This window comes from Bradyrhizobium sp. CCBAU 11357, assembly GCF_028128865.1.
Classification (GTDB): domain Bacteria; phylum Pseudomonadota; class Alphaproteobacteria; order Rhizobiales; family Xanthobacteraceae; genus Bradyrhizobium.
The window spans coordinates 759124-778188 of the sequence record NZ_LBJW01000113.1; the positions used below are offsets into that span (position 1 = coordinate 759124).

A 19065-nucleotide genomic window follows, 5' to 3' on the forward strand; every position below is an offset into this window, starting at 1 on the left:
AGTCGATATTCGAGACCTAGTTAAATTATGTGTATTGAATTGACCGCAGTTTAAAAGGCAATTAAAATATAGAGAGGCGATTATTTATTTAATCGGTATGCTCATGCTGGTTCAAAAGGCGAACGCCTTCGGCCGGGGAACTCGGCACGTTTGGGGGGAGGATATTCCAGCCCTTTGGCCGGAATCGCCGTTCGTGAGCGCTTTCGCGGGTTTCGACGCACTTGGCCTCTGGGCTCCGCGGCTCGTTGATCGGCCAGTAAGCGGATCATTCACCGCCGGGGGGGACGCCTCGTTCTTCGAACAGACGTTTCGGCCCGACTCGGGTGATCCGTCGGGCTTGCGCGGCGTTATGCCCGCTCTCTTCGCCGCACCTTCCCGGTCGCGGTTGTCTGCGCTTCTGTCTTCGACGTCTTTGACGAGCGGTCATAATGGCCTGACGCCAACGTTCTCATCTGTGGCGAACGAAGCGGCGCAGAAATCTCAATCGGTTTCCACCCCTGGCGCCACTCACTGGGTCCATCCGAGTGACGGAGCCTGGAATGTAGCAACGAATTGGAGCGCCGGGCTTCCGGGGATCATCGATGCCGCGTTCCTCGATGCAGCAGGAACGTATGTCGTCACGAGCTCGGCCGGTGTCGACATTGGGAGCCTGGTCCTCGATGCAGGTGCGACGCTTTCGTTGGGGGCCGGCTCGCCGTTTGTCGTCGAAGGCGATGTGCTGAACAATGGGACAGTCGAGGTTGGAGCGTTCCTTGGCAATCGCATTACGACCGGGGAGTTTAGGGGTGACGTCAGCGGTACTGGATCTTTCGAGATTGCAGACAAGGCGATCCTGGAGATCGGAGGTTCGGTGTCCGGCCAGTTCCTGAATGGATCGTTCTCCGGCATAACCGTGTCGTTCGAAACGGGAACTGGTACGCTTGTCCTCGATCAGTCGGCCAACTTCGCCGGGTTGATCACAGCTTCATCGCCGGGAGCAGCGCTTTCGCCGGGGAATCTAGTCGACCTGAGGGATCTGCCCTTCACATCGTCGATGTCGGCGACCGTCTCCTCCTACGATAGTAGCTCGAATATCAGCACGGTGGATTTCAGCAACGGTGCGGCCAATGTTACCTTGCTGTTCTCAGGGATGGACTTGAACTGGAATTTCAAGAGCGATGGGCTGGGCGGCACCATCGTCTCCGATCCTCCGACGAATCCCACCGTATTGGAAAACCAGAAGCCAGGCACGCCGAGAAGTGTTTGGGAGATCCAGCCGGGCGACAATTCGACTGTGACCCAGGGGTTTGCGACAGCAATCAGCACCAATGTCGGGGGGACGGTCCAATTCAAGATCAACAACCTGACCGGAAATCCGAATTATCGCGTCGATGTTTACCGGCTGGGCTATTACGGTGGCAATGGTGCCAGACTGGTTACGAGCCTGCAGCATCAGGCTGCAGCCGCGGTCGTCCAACCCGCTCCCTTAAGGGACGCGTCGACCGGTCTCGTAGATGCAGGCAACTGGAGTGTAACCGATTCCTGGAGCGTGCCAACCGATGCCGCCTCGGGCGTCTACATCGCCAACGTCATCAACGGTACCGAGATTTTCCAGATTCCATTCATCATAAGGAACGATGCTTCGCACAGCGACATCGTCCTGCAGACAAGTGATCAGGATTGGCAAGCCTACAACGGTTGGGGAGGGGCCAACCTGTATTTCGGGAACGGCCCCGGCATCAATGGATCGGCCTACGCGGTCAGTTACAATCGCCCCCTCGTGACGCGCGACGGCACCGGAACCTTCTCCGAGGGGGGAGATTCCCCCTTCACGGCTGAGATCGCGGCCATCTATTGGCTCGAGCAGAACGGGTACGATGTCTCTTACATTTCTGGGATAGATGCTGCGACAAACGGCTCGTTATTGCTCAATCACAAAGTCTTCATGGACGCGGGGCATGACGAGTATTGGACCGAAGCTCAGCGCGCCAACGTAGAGGCCGCAGCGCACGCCGGCGTGAACCTTGCGTTTCTCACAGCCAACGAGATCTTTTGGAAAACGAGGTTAGCGCCCAACATCGATGGCAGCGCGACACCCAATCGCACGCTCATTAGCTACAAGGATACGCACGCAAATGCGCTGATTGATCCGTCAGGACAGGCGACCGGAAACTTTTCCGACCCGCGGTTCGGGGCTCCGCTTCCCTCGAATCAGCTGACCGGCACATTGTTCGCGGTCAACGCGTTTCGGTACGATACGATCACGATACCGTACCCGATGACCCAATTGCGCTTCTGGCGCAATACGGCCGTCGCGCAAACCCCAGCCGGGCAGACTGCCTCGCTCGTACCTGGCTTATTGGGCGTTGAGTGGGACATCGCGCCGGACAATGGATTCCGCCCAGCCGGGTTGGTCAGTGTCTCGTCTTCCACAATCAATGTGGACGGGAAGTATCTGCTTGACTACGGCAACACCTTCGGAGCGGGCACGGCGACCCACAATCTCGTGCTGCATCGTGATCCTGTCAGTGGTGCACTGATCTTCTCGGCCGGTTCTATCAACTGGCCGTGGGCGCTTGCTAGCGACCACGACGGACCGGCGACGCCTGTTGATCCGAACGTTCAGCAGGCGATGGTTAATCTTTTCGCCGACATGGGGGTTCAGCCGGCGACGCTGCAGGCGAGCTTGACTGCCGCAATCCGGTCGACAGACGCTGCGGCGCCGAACTCCAGCATCACCAATCTTTCTGCCGCCACTGTTGTCGAGGGGCAGTCGATCACGGTGACGGGGACGGCCAACGACGCGGGTGGAAAGATTGCCGGCGTCGAAATTTCCACGGATGGTGGAACAACCTGGCACCCAACCAACAGCAATGTTGGCGCGACGAACGTGACGTGGTCATATACGTTCGTCACAGGCGCGCAGGGGACATATGGTCTCAAGACCAGGGCGGTCGACGACAGCTTGAACCTGGAAACACCTGGTGCGGGCACGACCTACACGGTCACGCCATCTTCCAACCTGACACTCTTCAGTCCGACTGATACGCCTGCGGTGATCTCAAACAGCGATTCCGGAGCAGTCGAGGTCGGCGTCAAATTCATCCCCGCTGTGTCGGGCAAGATCACCGGCATACGTTTCTACAAGGCGTCTGATAATACCGGAACTCACATCGGTGACCTCTGGACCACCAACGGGACGCTGCTTGGGAGCGCCACGTTTAGCAACGAAACAGCGAGCGGCTGGCAGCAGGTTGATTTCGCGACTCCTGTCAATGTGCAGGCGGGCGTCACGTATGTCGCTTCCTATCACACGAACACTGGCCACTATTCGTCGACCGACTACTACTTCATCGACTACGACGGCCTGACGAAAGGTGCGCTCACCGTGCCTGGTAGCAGCCTCAACGGCGTCTACGCCTATGGGAGTAGCCCCGTCTTCCCCAGCAACGTTTCCTATGTCAAGGCCGCGAATTACTGGGTCGACGTCGTTTTCAGCGATTCAGGCCTGACGTCGCCGCAAGCTCACGAAGACAGCGGCTTTACAGTCAGCCAAAATGGCGTGCTGAACATTCCGGCATCGACGCTGCTTGCGAACGACACCAACCCGTCCGGGCTGGCTTTCTCGATTACCAGTGTCGGTAACCCGGCCAACGGAAGCGTAAGCTACAATTCACAGAACCAGACGGTGACTTTTACTCCCAGCGCCGGTTATGCCGGGGCGGCCAGCTTTACCTACACGATCACGGACACGAGTGGCCAAAGCGGGTCCGGCCAGGTCTCGCTCAAGGTCAACTATCCGGCCTCTGCACAGAGCCTGTTCGGCACCAATGATGCACCGAGCGCGCCTAATTCCGGCGACACCAGTCCTATCGAGGTTGGCGTCAAGTTCACCGCATCCGTGAGCGGAACGATAACCGGCCTGCGATTTTACAAGGGATCGTTGAATACTGGTCCCCATATTGCGAATCTATGGAGCTCGACCGGAGCCCTGCTTGCGACTGCCACGTTCACCAACGAGACAGCCAGCGGCTGGCAACAGGTCAGTTTTTCCAATCCCGTCGCCATCACGGCAGGGGCAACCTACGTCGCCTCCTATCACACCAACGGCAACTATTCCGGCACTCAGAACTACTTCGTGACATCGCTTGCCAATGGCCAGTTGACGGCTCCGGCTGGCGCCAACGGAGTCTACAGCTACGGACCCGGAAGCGCGTTCCCGACCAACACGTACAAATCCTCCAATTACTGGGTCGATGTCGTCTTCAACGGCTCCTCCTCGACCAGCGTGCCGCAAGCCAACGTCGACGGCGGCTTCACGGTTAGCCAAAATGGTGTGCTGAACATCCAGGCATCAGCGCTGCTGGCGAACGATACCAACCCGTCCGGGCTGGCTTTCTCGCTTACCAGTGTCGGCAATCCAGCCAATGGAAGCGTAAGCTACAATTCGCAGAACCAGACTGTGACCTTTACCCCCACCGCTGGCTATGCCGGGGCGGCGAGCTTCACCTACACGATCACGGACACGAGCGGCCAGAGCGGGTCCGGCCAGGTCTCGCTCAAGGTCAACTATCCGGTCTCCGCACAGAGCCTGTTCGGTACCACTGATGCGCCAAGCGTCCCCAACTCCGGCGATACCAGCCCGGTCGAAGTCGGGGTCAAGTTCACCGCATCGGTGAATGGGACAATAACCGGCCTGCGCTTCTACAAGGGATCGTTGAATACGGGTCCCCATATTGCCGATCTCTGGAGCTCGACCGGAACCCTGCTTGCAACTGCCACGTTCACGAACGAGACAGCCAGCGGCTGGCAGCAGGTCAACTTCTCCAATCCCGTTGCCATCACGGCAGGCACCACCTACGTCGCGTCCTACCACACCAACGGCAATTATTCCGGTACCCAGAACTATTTCGCGACATCGCTTGTCAACGGCCAGTTGACGGCTCCGGCCAGTGGCAACGGAGTCTATGCCTACGGATCCGGAAGCACGTTCCCGACGAATACTTTCAAATCCTCCAACTACTGGGTCGATGTCGTCTTCAACGGCTCCGCCGCCAGCAACAATACCCCGCCAACCGCGGTTGCTGACAGCGCGGGCGCCACCGAAAAGGGTGGCGTGAACAACAGCACTGGCGGTTCGCCCGCCACCGGCAACGTGCTGGCCAACGATACAGATCCCGATTCCGGCGACACCAAGACTGTCACTGCATTCAGCTTCGGCTCGACCAACGGAACGTTCGATGTGCCTCTCGCGGGCGCGCACGGCACGCTCTTGCTCAGTGCCTCGGGCTCTTTCACCTACACGGTGAACGAGAATGATCAAGCCGTGCAGGCCTTGCGGCAGTCGACCAATACGCTGACCGATGTCTTCAGCTATACGATGCGGGACGCCGTGGGCGCCGCCTCATCGACCACGCTTACTGTCACCATTCATGGTGCCAACGACGCGCCGGTACTGGCGATCCAGACTAGCAACCAGGCCGTGACCGTTGGCTCGGCGTTTTCGCTAACGTTACCCGCCGGCACCTTTACCGATGTCGATGCCGGGGACTCGCTCACCTACAGCGCAGCCGCTGGCAGTTCAGGGCTTCCGGGTTGGCTCACGTTCACTCCATCGACCCGAACCTTTACCGGCACGCCGACGTCCGCGGACGTTGGCACGTTCAGCGTCACGGTGTCCGCTGCCGATCTCGGCAACCTCACGAGCAGCGAGACATTCAATATCGCAGTTTCGGCGGTTCCTTCGACCGTGAGCCTATTCTCGAACACCGATACTCCGGCGACCCGATCGGGGTCGGACACTTCCCAAGTCAATCTCGGAATGCAATTCACGTCGTCCGTGGCAGGCACGATTACCGGCATCAAATACTACAAGAGCGCGAATGACCCCGGAACCCATACGGGCTCGTTGTGGAGCAGCACCGGCGCGCTACTGGCGACCGCGACTTTCACCAACGAGAGCAGCAGTGGTTGGCAGACAGTCACGTTCAGCAATCCGGTGTCCATCACAGCCGGCACCACCTACGTCGCAAGCTATCACAGCAACGGCCACTACGCCTCCACCACCAGCTACTTCACCTCCGCTCGCACCAATGGGCCGCTCACGGCTCCCGCGAACGTCAACGGCCTTTATACCTATGGAACGAGCAATTTGTTCCCAACCAGTACCTATAACGCGACCAATTACTGGGTTGACGTCGTGTTCAACAGCTCCAGCGGCGGCCCCAACCGGTCACCCGTCGCCGCGAACGACAGCGGCTTCGACGCCACGCAGAACGTGCCTTTCGGGATCCCGGCCTCGGCACTGCTCGCCAACGATACCGATCCGGACGGCAATACGCTTACGATCACGGCCGCGAGCGGCGGTGTGAACGGCGTCGCCAGCTACAACGCCCAAAGTAACAGTGTGATCTTCACACCGACGACCGGCTACACGGGGCCGGCGTCGTTCAACTACAGCATCTCCGACGGCCAAGGTGGCTCCGCCAGCGCATCCGTCGCCCTCGATGTGAATGCTGCGTCTTCAACGGCTGTGCGCCTGTTTAGCGCAAGTCAGGAGCCTAGCATTGTGGCGGCCAATGATCCTAAGTCTGTGGAGCTGGGCCTCAAATTCCAGACGTCGACCCCGGGCGATATCATCGGCATTCGCTTCTACAAGGGGCCAACCAACACGGGCACTCACGTTGCAGATCTCTGGAGCAGCACCGGGACGTTGCTGGCAACTGCGACCTTTACCAACGAAACCGCCGACGGCTGGCAGCAGGTCAATTTCGCTACGCCCGTGACGATCATGCCGGGAACCACATACGTCGCCTCGTATCACACCTCCGGAAATTACGCGGCCGATCCGGGCCTGCTCGCCAACGCAATTACCAACGGACCTCTGACGGCCCCATCCTCGGGCTCGATCGGCGGCAACGGTGTGTTTGCGTACGGGACAGATAGCCTATTCCCGACCAACACCTACAACTCAACGAGCTACGGCGTTGATGTTGTTTTCAGGCCTCAGCTAGCAGCATAGGAGACGTAAAGATGCACGCCGAACTTTATACCGATGGAATCGAAGAAATTACCGTCAGCGGAACCATCGTCCGCATCGATCTGGTCAGTCTTTCACCGACAGAGCGTGACGCCAACAACGCCCCGAAGCGCGTATTTTCTCAGCGGCTGATCTTTTCGGTCGAAGCTTTCGCCAATTCGGTCGACGTGATGCAGAAGGCGCTTCAGGGCCTGGTTGATGCGGGCGTGGTCCGGCGGAACCAGCCAGCTGGATCGCACAACGGTGCGTCGGGAGTACGTGATGCGCTGGCGCCCAACACACGGTCTCTGAATGTCTCTTCGAATTTCCGCTGAAATCGATGCCGCAGGCGGCGCGAAGGACCGGGTTGCGGACGCGCCCGCACCCGGATTGTCAACCCAGACGGCATTGGAATGCCTGTCCAAGGTTTCCGGTCACCATGGCATAGATCTGCCGGTCGAGCGCTTGAAGCACGCCTATGCGGTAGCCGGCCCGCTCTCGTTGAATCTCCTGTTGCGCATGGCGAAGGATGCAGGCCTGCGCGCGAGGAGCACGAAGCTGGATTGGGGCGCGCTGATTCGTCTCGGAGAGGCCTATCCGGCGCTGGCGAGGCTCGCCAATGGCAACTGGATCGCCGTCCTTGGTGCGGGGCGGCGAACTGATGGCACCGAGGTCGTCAGCATCTTCGACCCGCTCGCCGACCGCAAGCACGAGGTCTTGGTTGTCGACCGCGATCGATTCTGTGCGCAGTGGGCCGGTGACACGATCCTAATCAAGCGCGAGCAGTTGGCACAGGATGGTCGAAGGAGTTTCGGCCTCCGATGGTTCGTGCCGGAACTGCTTCTTCAATGGCGGCTGTTCAGGGACGTCGCCATTGCCGCCATCCTGCTCTATGCGTTGGGCCTCGTCGTCCCGATCTTTTTCCAGCTCGTCATCGACAAGGTTCTGGTTCACGAGAGCTTCACCACGCTGTACGTACTCGCGGTAGGCGCGGCCGTGGCGCTCGTCTTTGACGCGATATTCGGCTTTCTGCGGCGCTACTTGCTGCTATATGCGACCAACAGGGTCGACATTCGCGTTGCGACGAAGACGTTCGGTCATCTCCTCGGGCTGCCGGTCACGTTTTTCGAACATATGGCCGCGGGGGTTCTGGTCAAGCACATGCAACAAGCGGCGCGGATCCGTGAGTTTCTGACTGGCCGCCTGTTTTTGACGACCCTCGATGCGCTCTCGTTGTTCGTCTTCCTGCCGGTCCTCGCGCTGTACAGCGTCAAATTGACTTTGATGGTCCTGGCCTTCACCGCCGCGAGCGGCGCTGTTGTCGGCCTGCTCATGGGCCCATTTCGGCGACGACTGTACGATCTATACCAAGCGGAAGGTGCGCGGCAGGCTCTCCTCGTCGAAACAGTTCACGGCATGCGCACCGTGAAATCGCTGGGGATGGAGCCAGCGCAGAGCAGGGTTTGGGATAGCCGCTGCGCGCAGTCCGTGACCATGCGATTCGGTGTCGAGAAGATTTCCGCTGGCGCCCAGGCGCTCACCGGATTTCTCGAGAAGATCATGACGCTCGGAATCATCTCCGTCGGGGCACTCGATGTCTTCGCCGGCGAAATGACAATCGGCGCGTTGGTCGCCTTCAATATGTTGGCCGGCAGGGTCTCCGGACCCCTGGTCCAGCTCGTGACCATGGTGCACGAATACCAGGAAGTGGCTCTTGCCGTGAAAATGCTCGGCGAGGTGATGAATCAGAAGCCTGAGCGCGACGGTCGGAAAGATGGACTGCGGCCCGACCTTGCCGGCAAAATCGAGTTCGAAAGTGTCTCTTTTCGCTACGGATCCGACGGATCGCCGGCGCTTGATGATGTCTCCTTCACCGTCGAGCCAGGATCGATCTTCGGGATCGTGGGACGGAGCGGCTCAGGCAAGACGACTCTCACCAGGCTGATTTCGGGCATGTATCCAGTGCAGCAGGGGCTGCTGCGCATCGACGGATATGACTCGAGGGAGCTCGACCTCGCGCATCTGCGCCGAAACCTTGGAATCGTCCTGCAAGATAATTTCCTGTTTCGCGGGACTGTTCGCGACAATATCGCCTGCGTGAAACGTGATGCCACCTTTGCCGAGGTCGTCGCAGCAGCGCAGCTCGCAGGCGCCGACGAGTTCATCGAACGGTTGCCGCGTGGCTTCGACACCATGCTTGAGGAAGACGCCTCGAACCTGTCCGGCGGGCAGAAGCAGCGGCTCGCGATTGCGAGAGCTCTGATCGTCAATCCAAGGATCTTGATTCTCGATGAAGCGACGAGTGCCCTCGATTCCGAAAGCGAAATGATCATCAGGCGCAATCTCCGCCGCTTGGCGGCAGGGCGTACCGTCATCATCGTCTCGCATCGGTTGTCGATGCTGACTGAAGCAAGCCAGATACTGGTGATGGACCGCGGCCGAATCGTCGATGTGGATCGTCACGACCACCTCCTGTCGAAATGCACTATCTACAGGCATTTGTGGAATCAACAGATGAAGCAGATTGCATGAGGGAGACAGAGCCATCACGCGCGGATGTGAAGCCGACCGCTCTTGTTCCGGCCAGGCCGGTCGAGCGCCGCCGCAAGCTATTCAGGCCAGGGCCGAGGCGAGCGCCAGTCATCGCCGAATTCCAGTCCGATGCCACCGAACTCGAGCAGCAAGCGCCACCGCGGCTCGCGCGTTTCACCCTTTACGGCGTACTTGCACTGATTGCTTTCGCGGTCATCTGGGCTTCCGTTTCGCAGGTGGAGATGATCGTCACGGCGCAGGGAAAACTCACCACGACGCGTCCCAACCTGGTTGTGCAGCCGTTGGAAACGTCGGTCATACGCGAGATCCACGTCAAGGCCGGTGATCGCGTCAACCGCGGCGACGTTCTGGCGACCCTCGATCCGACGTTTTCGCAGGCGGATTTCGACCAACTGCGCGGCAGAGTGGCTGGATTCGATGCGTCGATCGATCGTCTGAGCGCTGAATTGAATGGAATCGAGTACGCCGTCAAGGAGCTGACGAATTCGGATCAGATCCTGCAAGGCAAGTTGTTCTTGCAGAGGAGAGCCGCCTACGAGGCGCAGATCCAGAACTACGACGCACAGATCGCTTCCGCGCAAGCCAATCTCAAGACAGCACAGAATGAAGAGGCGGTTCTCCTTCAGCGGCTCGACACGATGCGTTCGATTGAAGCGATGCGAACCACGCTGATGGACAAAGAGGTCGGTTCGAGGCTGAACTTCCTACTGTCTCGCGATGCACGGCTCGAGGTCGAAAGCAATCTGGCGCGTGTTCGCGGCAGTATCGCCGATAGTACCCATCGGCTGGAGAAGGCACGCGCTGATCGGAAAGTATTCGCCGAGGAGTTTCGTCGCACCACCTATCAGGAACTGGTGGAGACGCTGCCGAAGCGCAACAGCGCAGCAGAGGAATTGAAGAAGGCCGAGCTTCGTCGACAGTTGATCGTCCTGCAGGCGCCGGCAGATGCCGTGGTGCTGGATATCGCGAACCGGACAGTCGGCTCGGTGGTTCGCGAAGCCGAAACGCTGTTCGTCCTGGTTCCGCGCGACGTTCCGCTTCAGGCGGAGGTCAACGTCGAGGGGCGGGATATCGGTCAGGTGACGCTCGGACAGTCGGTCCGGATCAAGTTCGAAGCGTTTCCCTTCCAGAAGTATGGAACTGCAACGGGAGAAGTCCGCGTCATCAGTCAGGATACGTTCTCGCCGGATACGAAGGCCGAAGGTGCGCGCCGCGCGCCAGCTCCCTATTACCGCGTACTGGTCGATTTGTCGGACACGCACCTTCGGCTGCCGGCTGAGCGCATCCAACTGATTCCGGGTATGGCGGTGACGGCCGAACTGAAAGTCGGCAGGCGCACCGTGATTTCGTACTTCCTTTATCCGCTGCTGCGCGGATTGGATGAAAGCATTCGAGAATACTAACCCGGCTTGGAATGGCGATCGACCATGATGATTAGTCCGAATTTTGGAGTGAAGCTCGTGGTGCCTACCGTGGAGAGTAAGCTCTCGCGAAATGCACCACTGGTGGACTACGCGCTCAAGGGGCTGGAACGTTGTTGGTTGCCTGAATACCGCCGGTGGTCGCACATCTACCATCTCGATGGACGTTCTTCACCAAACGAATCGGTACCGAGCAGCGACGTATTTTATACTCTCAATGTGCTTCTTGGAATGTCGCGCGTTGCCGAAATTCCAAATGGCATTGATATACCCGAGATATTTCATCGCAACGTTCTGCAACTCACGAAGCTTCCTGTACGCAAGTATGCCTTTGGTATGGCGCTATGGAGCGCGGCCGAGCTCGGGCTCGAAATTCCGGACCCGGTTAAATGCGAGTTGAGAGCCATTCTTTCCGATGAATCCCGGTGGAGGAGCTTCCGTGCGCAGGATCTTGGCATGTTGCTCACGGGAGTCGTGACTCAGGCGAGGGCAGGCGAGAACGAGTGGTGGCGCTATGCCAAGCCGCTTTATCGCCTCCTGAAGGAGCGCTTTCACAGCGAATCGGGAATATTCTTCGATGCACCGTTTGGGCTTCGTCGCCGTTTCTCGTCCTTTGCAACGCAGACCTACCTCTCGATCGCCTGCTATCAGTATGGTGAATTTTCCGGTGATGCGTCCGCACTTGTCATGGCCGATACTTGTGTGCGCAATCTGATCGCGCTTCAAGGCTCGCAAGGCGAATGGCCTTGGTTTTTCGACGCGCTGAGCGGCCGCGTCATTGACTATTACGAAGTCTATTCGGTCCATCAGTATGGAATGGCTCCGGCGCTGCTGGAATGGGCCGAGCGCTTTGGGCAGAGGCAATCGCGGGATGCCTTGGTCAAGGGATTCAACTGGGTCCTTGGGTGCAATCAACTGCGCCGGCCCATGCTCGTCCCTGAACTGAACCTGACTATCCGCTCGCAAGTTCGCAAGGGTGAATTGACAACAAGGACGCCGAGGGTGTTCCGCGCCCTCAAGAACGCCTGGCTCGGACACGGCGAGCGGCTGATCGACGCTGCGGATGTGGAAGTTCGGCTTGAGTGCCGCAGCTACGAGCTGGGCTGGATTCTGTGGTCATTCGGCCGGCGCACCGACTTGCCGGAACTGACTCACAATGTCGCCTTTGGCGGCCCCTGACAGAATTGCCGTTGCGCTAACGATTCCAGGCTACTGCTCGCCTGCTCCGTAGGTGCGAGAGCATCGTCATGGCGCGGTGCGCCCGAACGGCACACAATACGGCAATGGCTTTGAGGCGGACGCCGCTGCCATGCAGACGGTCGCTGGTCAGCACGGTCACAGCGTTTGGCGCGAGAGATGCGAAGACGAGCAAGGCTTGCGCGAGCCAGCGCAATTGCCAAACAGGTTTGCCTTCCGCCATGTTGCGATAGTGCGCGATGTGTCGATCCCATTTGGCGTAGAGCTCCTGCAGAGAGCTCCGGGCCGGGTGGAAGACGATCATCTCGGGGGTGTATCGAAACCGAAGCCCCGCACGCAACGCACGCTCTCCCCACTCCATATCTTCGGCGACCTCGATGCCAGCAAAAGGGCCGACGCGATCGAAATCGCGGCGAAACACCGCCATGTTGCCAGTGCCGGAATAACCGTGGCGCTCAATATAGAGTTTGAAGCGATAAGCGAAGACGCTCTCGTAAGCCGCAATGGCATCGAGCTCCGCATTTTCCGCGCGCCAAATGCGAACGTCGCCCCCGAGAACTGTGCCCGCCGGCGACAAGTTGGACCATTTCACCACGCTGCTCAGCCAATCCGGATGCGCCCTGCAGTCGGCATCGATGAAGGCGAGGATCTCGCCATTGGCCGCAGCGACGCCTGCGTTTCGCGCCGGTCCCGGACCCGGCTGCGATTCGTGCTGCAGTCGTACACCAGGATGGCCGGCAACGATGTCCGTTGGGGGCGTTGACGAGCCGTTGTCCACCACGATGACCTCGAACGCCTGACGAGGCAGACTCTGCGCGTCCAGCGTGCGCAAACAGACTTCCAGCGCATCAGACTGGTTCAGATGCGGAATAATGACTGAAATCACTATTTAAATCCTCCATTTAATCTGGTTGGATTCTGCTGTCCGTCGTCTAGCGCTGGAGCCCTGCTGTGCCGCTTTACAATGACGCAGTCAGTCCCATTTAAATCTTGCAATTAAATATCCCGCGCGTATTATCTGGATAATAATCTTAAATGCAAACTTAAACAGGTCGTATTTTCCGAGAGGTAAGTCCAATGCGCGCCTCGTTCCTGGGATGTCCCGTCGACCTGCTGACAATGGCAGAAACCGTGGATCTTGCGCGCGGGGCCATGCACAGCCGGAGAAGGCTGCAACATGTGGCGCTGAACGTCGCCAAATTCGTCAATATGAGGGCTGATCCGGTGCTCGCGGCCGACGTCGCCAACAGTGATATCGTCGGCCTGGACGGCATGGGAATCGTTTGGGGCGCTCGAGCGCTGGGGCTTCCGGCCACGTCGCGCGTCGCGGGCGTGGATCTCCTGGCCGAGTTGCTCGCGGTATGCGCGCGCGAAGGCTTCAAACCTTATTTCCTGGGAGCGACTCCCGACGTACTGCACCAGGCGATGCAGAACGCGCGCGAGAGCCATCCCTCACTTGTCTTTGCGGGTTGGCACGACGGCTATTTCAAGCGCGAGCAGGAGAATGACGTCGTGCGGGACATCCAGTCCAGCGGGGCCGATTGCCTTTTCATCGGCATGCCGACGCCCCGGAAGGAGCGCTTTCTGGCCGCTCACCGCGATGATCTCGGCGTACCCTTCATCATGGGCGTGGGTGGTGCATTCGACGTTCTGGCAGGCACCGTTCGGCGCGCGCCGGTCCAGGTTCAGAAGCTCGGCCTCGAATGGCTGTACCGCATCTATCAGGAGCCTGGGCGGATGTGGTGGCGATACGCCAGAACGAACACGCTGTTTGCGGGCGTCCTGGCGCAAGCGCTCATCAGGCAGGGGCTTCGGCACCCGCTCGGTGCGCCCGGCGCCGTTCCCCCTGGTCCGAGCCGGATCGGGGGGTGAAGCGTGCGCAAGCATTTTTTCATCCTTCTGGGAACCCGGCCGGAAGCAATCAAGCTCTTTCCGGTCATCAACCGGCTCAAGGCCGAGAAGCGTAAGGACATCTCCGTAACGATATGTGCGACCGCACAGCATCGGCAGCTGCTTGATCAAGTCCTCAAGTTGGCCAATGTGGTTCCGGATTTTGATCTCAACGTCATGACAACAAATCAGACGCTGGATCATCTGACCGCCCGGCTGCTCGGACAAGTCGGCGAGCTCCTCGAAAAGGTGAAGCCCACCAGGGTCATTGTCCAGGGCGACACCGCGACTGCTATGACCGGTGCACTGGCATCCTACTATCACCGTATACCGGTCTCGCATATCGAGGCCGGACTGCGCAGCGGGGACATCTTCGCTCCATGGCCGGAGGAGGTGAACCGCAAGATCGTCGGCTCGATCGCCGATCAACATTTTGCCCCGACAGAGCGCGCCGCCCGAGCGTTGCGTTCTGAGAACGTGGCCGACGATCGCATTCACGTCACCGGAAACACGGTGGTGGACGCTCTCATCCTCGCGAAAGCGATGGTCGAATCCGATCCGGGACTGGCGTGCCGCTGGGACGGCATCAAGCAGCGTCACGGCAATCGGCGCATCATCCTGGTGACCTGCCATCGCAGGGAAAATTTCGGTGGCGGCGTGACCAACATCGTGAACGCGTTGGAGACCATCCTGCAGCGGGAGGACGTCGCCGTGGTGCTGCCCGTGCACCCGAATCCGAATGTCCGAGACCTGTTTGCGTCTCGGTTGTCGGATCACCCGCGGGTTGTCCTCATTTCTCCTCAGGAATACACGGATTTCGTGAGTCTGCTCTCGATGTCATATCTGGTCCTGACAGATTCAGGCGGCGTCCAGGAGGAGGCCCCAACTTTCGGGAAGCCGGTCCTGGTGATGCGCGAAACAACCGAGCGTCCCGAGGGCGTGGAAGCGGGAACGGCGCGCCTGGTCGGCGCCAATTACGACAGGATCGTTGCAGAGACATTTCGCCTCCTCGACGATGACGAGACCTATGCTGCCATGGCGCGTTCGCACAATCCGTTTGGTGACGGGCACGCGAGCGAGCGGATCGTGAAGGTGCTTCTCGATGCCTGAATTCCAGAAGATAAATGTCGTTGGGCTTGGTTATATCGGGCTGCCGACCGCGGCTTTGATCGCGAGCCGTGGACTGCAGGTGGTTGGCATCGATACAAACGAACGCATCGTCGACACCGTTGCGTCTGGCAAAATTCACATCGCCGAGCCCGATCTGGACGGTCTCGTCTCCAAGGTCGTGTCAAGCGGTGCGCTCACGACGTCCAGAAAGCCGCAGCCGGCCGACGTGTTCATCATCGCGGTGCCGACTCCGATCGACCACGAGCACCGTCCAGACTTGGCGAGCGTCAACGCCGCAGTCGAAAACATCATAGATCTTCTCGCGCCAGGCAATCTTGTCATTCTTGAATCGACGTCGCCGATCGGGACAACCGAAGCCATCGCAAAGCGGATCGTTGAACGCAGGCCAGAGCTGCACATAGGCGTCAACGGCAGGGACGACGGGGCGATCTACGTCGCATACTGTCCAGAACGCGTGTTGCCGGGAAGGATCCTGACCGAGCTCATCAACAATGACAGGTGCATTGGCGGGATCACGCCAACCTGCACGCGGCGTGCTCAACGCTTCTACAAGATGTTCGTTCGCGGCGCTTGCGTCGGCACCACGGCGCGCGCGGCCGAGTTGGTCAAGCTGACTGAAAACGCCTTCCGCGACACCAACATAGCATTTGCCAACGAACTCTCGTTGATTTGCGACCGGTTCGACATCAACGTCTGGGAGGTGATTGATATCGCCAACCGTCATCCTCGCGTAAACGTACTGCGGCCGGGCCCTGGTGTGGGCGGGCACTGCATTGCGGTCGATCCCTGGTTCATCATCGACTCTGCACCCGACCTCGCGCGTGTGATGCGGACTAGCCGCGACGTGAATAACGCCAAGACTCGCAAGATCATCGAGAACGCAGAGGCGTTGATCGACGATCACCCCTATGCGAACGTTGCCTGTTGCGGACTGACGTTCAAGGCGAATGTCGACGACGTGCGTGAAAGCCCGGCTTTGGAGATTGCCACGCATCTAGCGGCCAAATACGGCGAACGGATCAAGGTTGTCGAACCGAATCTGCGCCGTCTGCCGTCTCAGTTGGCCGATTATCGCGTCGCATTCGTGACCATCGATGAAGCCCTGCGCAGCTGCGAAATTGCGGTCCTGCTCGTTGATCACGATGAATTCAAAATGGTGCCATTGGCCGAGCGCCGGCACCTCGACGTCATCGATACGCGAGGCATATGGCAGGATATGCCCGCGCGCACCTAAACCAACAAAATCGAAGTTTCCCGAATGGATCGAGGTCAGTATGCGAGATAGTCAGCTGGGAATCGGGGTCGTCGGCTACGGCTATTGGGGCCCCAATCTCGTTCGCAATTTCTCGATCAATCCCGCCGCCCGCGTTGTCGGCGTCAGCGACCTTGATCCAGGCAGGCTGGCCGCCATCAGGCAGCTCTACCCAGGGGTAGCGACCACCGCTCGATATGACGATCTGCTGAAGGACTCCTTGATCGACGCAATCGCCATCGCTACGCCGGTGCACACGCATTACGAGCTGGCAATGGCGGCGTTGAGAGCTGGCAAGCACGTTTTGGTCGAGAAACCACTTGCGCCGAGCGCGGAGCTGGTGTCCCGCTTAATCGACGAGGCGGACCGACGCGGATTGACGCTGATGGTCGATCATACCTTTCTCTATACTCCGGCGGTCCAGAAGATTGGTGAGCTCCTGCTGAAGAGAGAGCTCGGGGACATCTACTACTACGATAGCATACGCTCGAGCCTCGGACTGTTTCAAAGAGATGTAAACGTGATCTGGGATCTGGCGGTACACGACATCTCGATCATCCATCATATCCTCGATCAAGAGCCGGTTGCGGTCTCGGCGACGGGCTCGTGCCATGTTGTCGGTTCGCCGGAGAACATGGCCCATATCACTTTGTTCTTTGCCAACGCATGCGTGGCTCACGTCAGCGTCAACTGGCTCTCGCCTGTCAAGGTGCGGCAGACGTTCATTGGAGGCAGCAAGAAGATGATCGTCTACGACGATCTCGAGCCGACCGAGAAGGTTAAGGTCTACGACAAGGGAATTACGCTCGACAGGCCTCCCGAGAGTGCACATCAGTTCCGGATCGGATATCGCGCTGGTGACATGTGGGCTCCGCATATCTCGCCCAAGGAGGCGCTGCAAACGGAGGTCGAGCATTTTGTCAACTGCGTCCGCACGGGGACACAGCCGATTTCCAGTGGCATGTCCGGGCTGCGGGTGATCGAGGTGCTCGAAGCAGCTTCTCGATCGATCGCCAAACAGGGCAGGCCAATCCCGATCAGGCAGTTGCCGCGTATGCTACCGGAGGAGACCCGGGCCACGGCTTGATTGGCGCCTTGGCCGTGGCTGTTGGCCAGCCGAGCCCCGCGACGGAGTCTCGATGAATTCAGTGCATCGTTCAGTTCTATTTTCTGGGGTGGACCGCTATGCCGCCCTTGTGCTGTTCGTTGTCTCGACCGCGGTGCTCTCGCGTCTGCTGACGCCGAGCGAGTTCGGGGTCTTTGCGGTTGTCAATGCGCTTACCGCTGTCATCGCAGCCGCATTTCAGGAGTTTGGAGGGGCGAACTACCTGATTCAGAAACATGAGTTGTCGCGCGGAACCATTCGCACGGCGTTCACCGTGACTTCGGCGATCTCGCTGGCAGTTGCCCCGATTCTGTTAGCCTCGGCCGACGTCGTGTCGCAACTTTTTGGGCAGGACAGCCTGCGGCGAGGTATCCAGGTTTCTACGCTAAACCTTCTCCTTCTGCCGGTCTCCGGTACTTTGATCGCCTTGTTTCGCCGTGACATGCAGTTTGGGACGCTCGCGATCTGCAATCTTGCAAGCAACATGACGGTTGCGCTGGTTTCGATCGGACTGGCGGTATTCAACTTCAGTTACATGGCGCCGATCTGGGGTGGTGTCGCGGGGAGCATCGTTCTCACGGCTATGCTGCTGAGCTCCTATCGGGATTTCGGCGTGTTGCGCCCCTCGCTGTCCGAATACCGCGACGTGCTCAGATTCGGTCTCTATTCCAGCGGCGTCAGCGTCATCAATATCTTCTACAACCTCGCCCCCCAGCTCTTTCTCGCGAAGATTCTCGATTTTACGGCTGTAGGTCTCTATAGCCGGGCCATCAATCTGACCCAGGTATTTGACAGGCTCGTCACGCAGGTGCTGAACCCGGTCATCATGCCGTCGATCGTGACGAGGCGTGCAACCGGGGCAGATTTAAAGGGCGTATATCTGGACGCGGTCCAGCTGCTTTCCGCAGTGCAGTGGCCGTTCCTCACATTCGTGGCGATTATGGCAAAACCGATCGTTTTGATCTGGCTTGGTCAGGCTTGGCTGGAGGTCGTGCCGTTAGTGCGCATTCTCTGCCTCGCAAATCTGGCATTGTTCGCTGCGTGCCTGACTTATCCTGTGTTCCTGGCGGTTGGTGGGGTGCGTGACGCGCTTGTCTCGTCCTTCATCTCGCTGCCACCGTCGCTCCTTGCGCTCCTGGGCGCGTCCTTCTTTGGCGTGGAGGCAGTCGCAGCGTGCGCGCTGCTAACCTTGCCGTTCCAAGCGGCAGTAGCGATATACTATCTCAGTCGGCATCTTGCGCTGCGGCCGCGCGAGTTTGGCCGTGCCGTTCTGAAGAGCGGTGTCGTCACGATGGCGACCGCCTCGGGCGGAGCCGGCTGTGCGGTGTTGATCGAGACAGGAATTCTCAATTTCTTCGTTGGCCTTCTGTCAGCGTTTGTGGTCGCCGCCTTCTGCTGGGGGTGGGGACTGATCGTCACAAGGCACCCTTTGCTGCAGCACCTTCGTCAAGCGGCCGCGGGTCTCGTCGAGATCGCGCCCAGGCTGCGCCCGTCACGCTCAGTACTGTAAGGGTTTTGC

11 protein-coding genes are annotated in these 19065 nt (G+C 59.2%); 10 read left to right on the plus strand and 1 reads right to left on the minus strand.

What is annotated here, in order from left to right; translation table 11 throughout:
* The first annotated feature begins 193 nt into the window (after positions 1-193).
* The 5 genes from XI05_RS39325 to XI05_RS39345 are packed head-to-tail and all read left to right on the plus strand — an operon-like array spanning position 194 to position 12150.
* Positions 194-7000: a DUF4082 domain-containing protein gene (locus XI05_RS39325; RefSeq protein ID WP_271511891.1), complete on the plus strand. Its 6807-nt coding sequence runs from the start codon at positions 194-196 to the stop codon at positions 6998-7000.
* 11 nt (positions 7001-7011) lie between these two features.
* Positions 7012-7332: a hypothetical protein gene (locus XI05_RS39330; protein ID WP_271511892.1), complete on the plus strand. Its 321-nt coding sequence runs from the start codon at positions 7012-7014 to the stop codon at positions 7330-7332.
* Positions 7310-9529: a peptidase domain-containing ABC transporter gene (locus XI05_RS39335; RefSeq protein WP_271511893.1), complete on the plus strand. Its 2220-nt coding sequence runs from the start codon at positions 7310-7312 to the stop codon at positions 9527-9529. Before XI05_RS39330 ends, XI05_RS39335 begins: the two co-directional genes overlap by 23 nt.
* A complete protein-coding gene (locus tag XI05_RS39340) occupies positions 9526-10953 on the plus strand; it encodes an HlyD family type I secretion periplasmic adaptor subunit (RefSeq protein WP_271511895.1) in 1428 nt (475 codons plus the stop codon). The genes XI05_RS39335 and XI05_RS39340 overlap by 4 nt, the downstream gene beginning before the upstream one ends.
* A 24-nt stretch (positions 10954-10977) precedes the next feature.
* Complete coding sequence (locus XI05_RS39345; RefSeq protein WP_271511897.1) at positions 10978-12150, plus strand: hypothetical protein; 1173 nt, start codon at positions 10978-10980, stop codon at positions 12148-12150.
* A 16-nt stretch (positions 12151-12166) separates the two neighbouring features.
* On the opposite strand, the gene XI05_RS39350 is transcribed toward XI05_RS39345, so the two are convergent.
* Entirely contained in the window at positions 12167-13054 is an 888-nt protein-coding gene (locus XI05_RS39350; RefSeq protein WP_260383180.1) for a glycosyltransferase, read from the minus strand.
* Positions 13055-13245: 191 nt separating this feature from the next.
* Between XI05_RS39350 and XI05_RS39355 the strand changes: the two genes are divergently transcribed.
* From XI05_RS39355 to XI05_RS39375, 5 genes are read left to right on the plus strand one after another with little or no spacing between them, the layout of a single operon-like run.
* Positions 13246-14040 (plus strand): WecB/TagA/CpsF family glycosyltransferase, encoded by a 795-nt coding sequence (locus tag XI05_RS39355; RefSeq protein ID WP_271511899.1) that lies wholly within the window; start codon positions 13246-13248, stop codon positions 14038-14040.
* 3 nt (positions 14041-14043) lie between these two features.
* Complete coding sequence (wecB, locus tag XI05_RS39360; protein ID WP_172784593.1) at positions 14044-15168, plus strand: non-hydrolyzing UDP-N-acetylglucosamine 2-epimerase; 1125 nt, start codon at positions 14044-14046, stop codon at positions 15166-15168.
* Positions 15161-16423, plus strand: a complete 1263-nt coding sequence (gene wecC, locus XI05_RS39365) for a UDP-N-acetyl-D-mannosamine dehydrogenase (protein WP_271511901.1) — start codon at positions 15161-15163, stop codon at positions 16421-16423. Before wecB ends, wecC begins: the two co-directional genes overlap by 8 nt.
* Positions 16424-16463: 40 nt before the next feature.
* On the plus strand, positions 16464-17528 hold the full coding sequence (locus tag XI05_RS39370; protein ID WP_271511902.1) for a Gfo/Idh/MocA family protein: 1065 nt from the start codon (positions 16464-16466) through the stop codon (positions 17526-17528).
* 52 nt (positions 17529-17580) lie between these two features.
* Positions 17581-19056: an oligosaccharide flippase family protein gene (locus XI05_RS39375; protein WP_271511903.1), complete on the plus strand. Its 1476-nt coding sequence runs from the start codon at positions 17581-17583 to the stop codon at positions 19054-19056.
* The last annotated feature ends 9 nt before the right edge of the window (positions 19057-19065 follow it).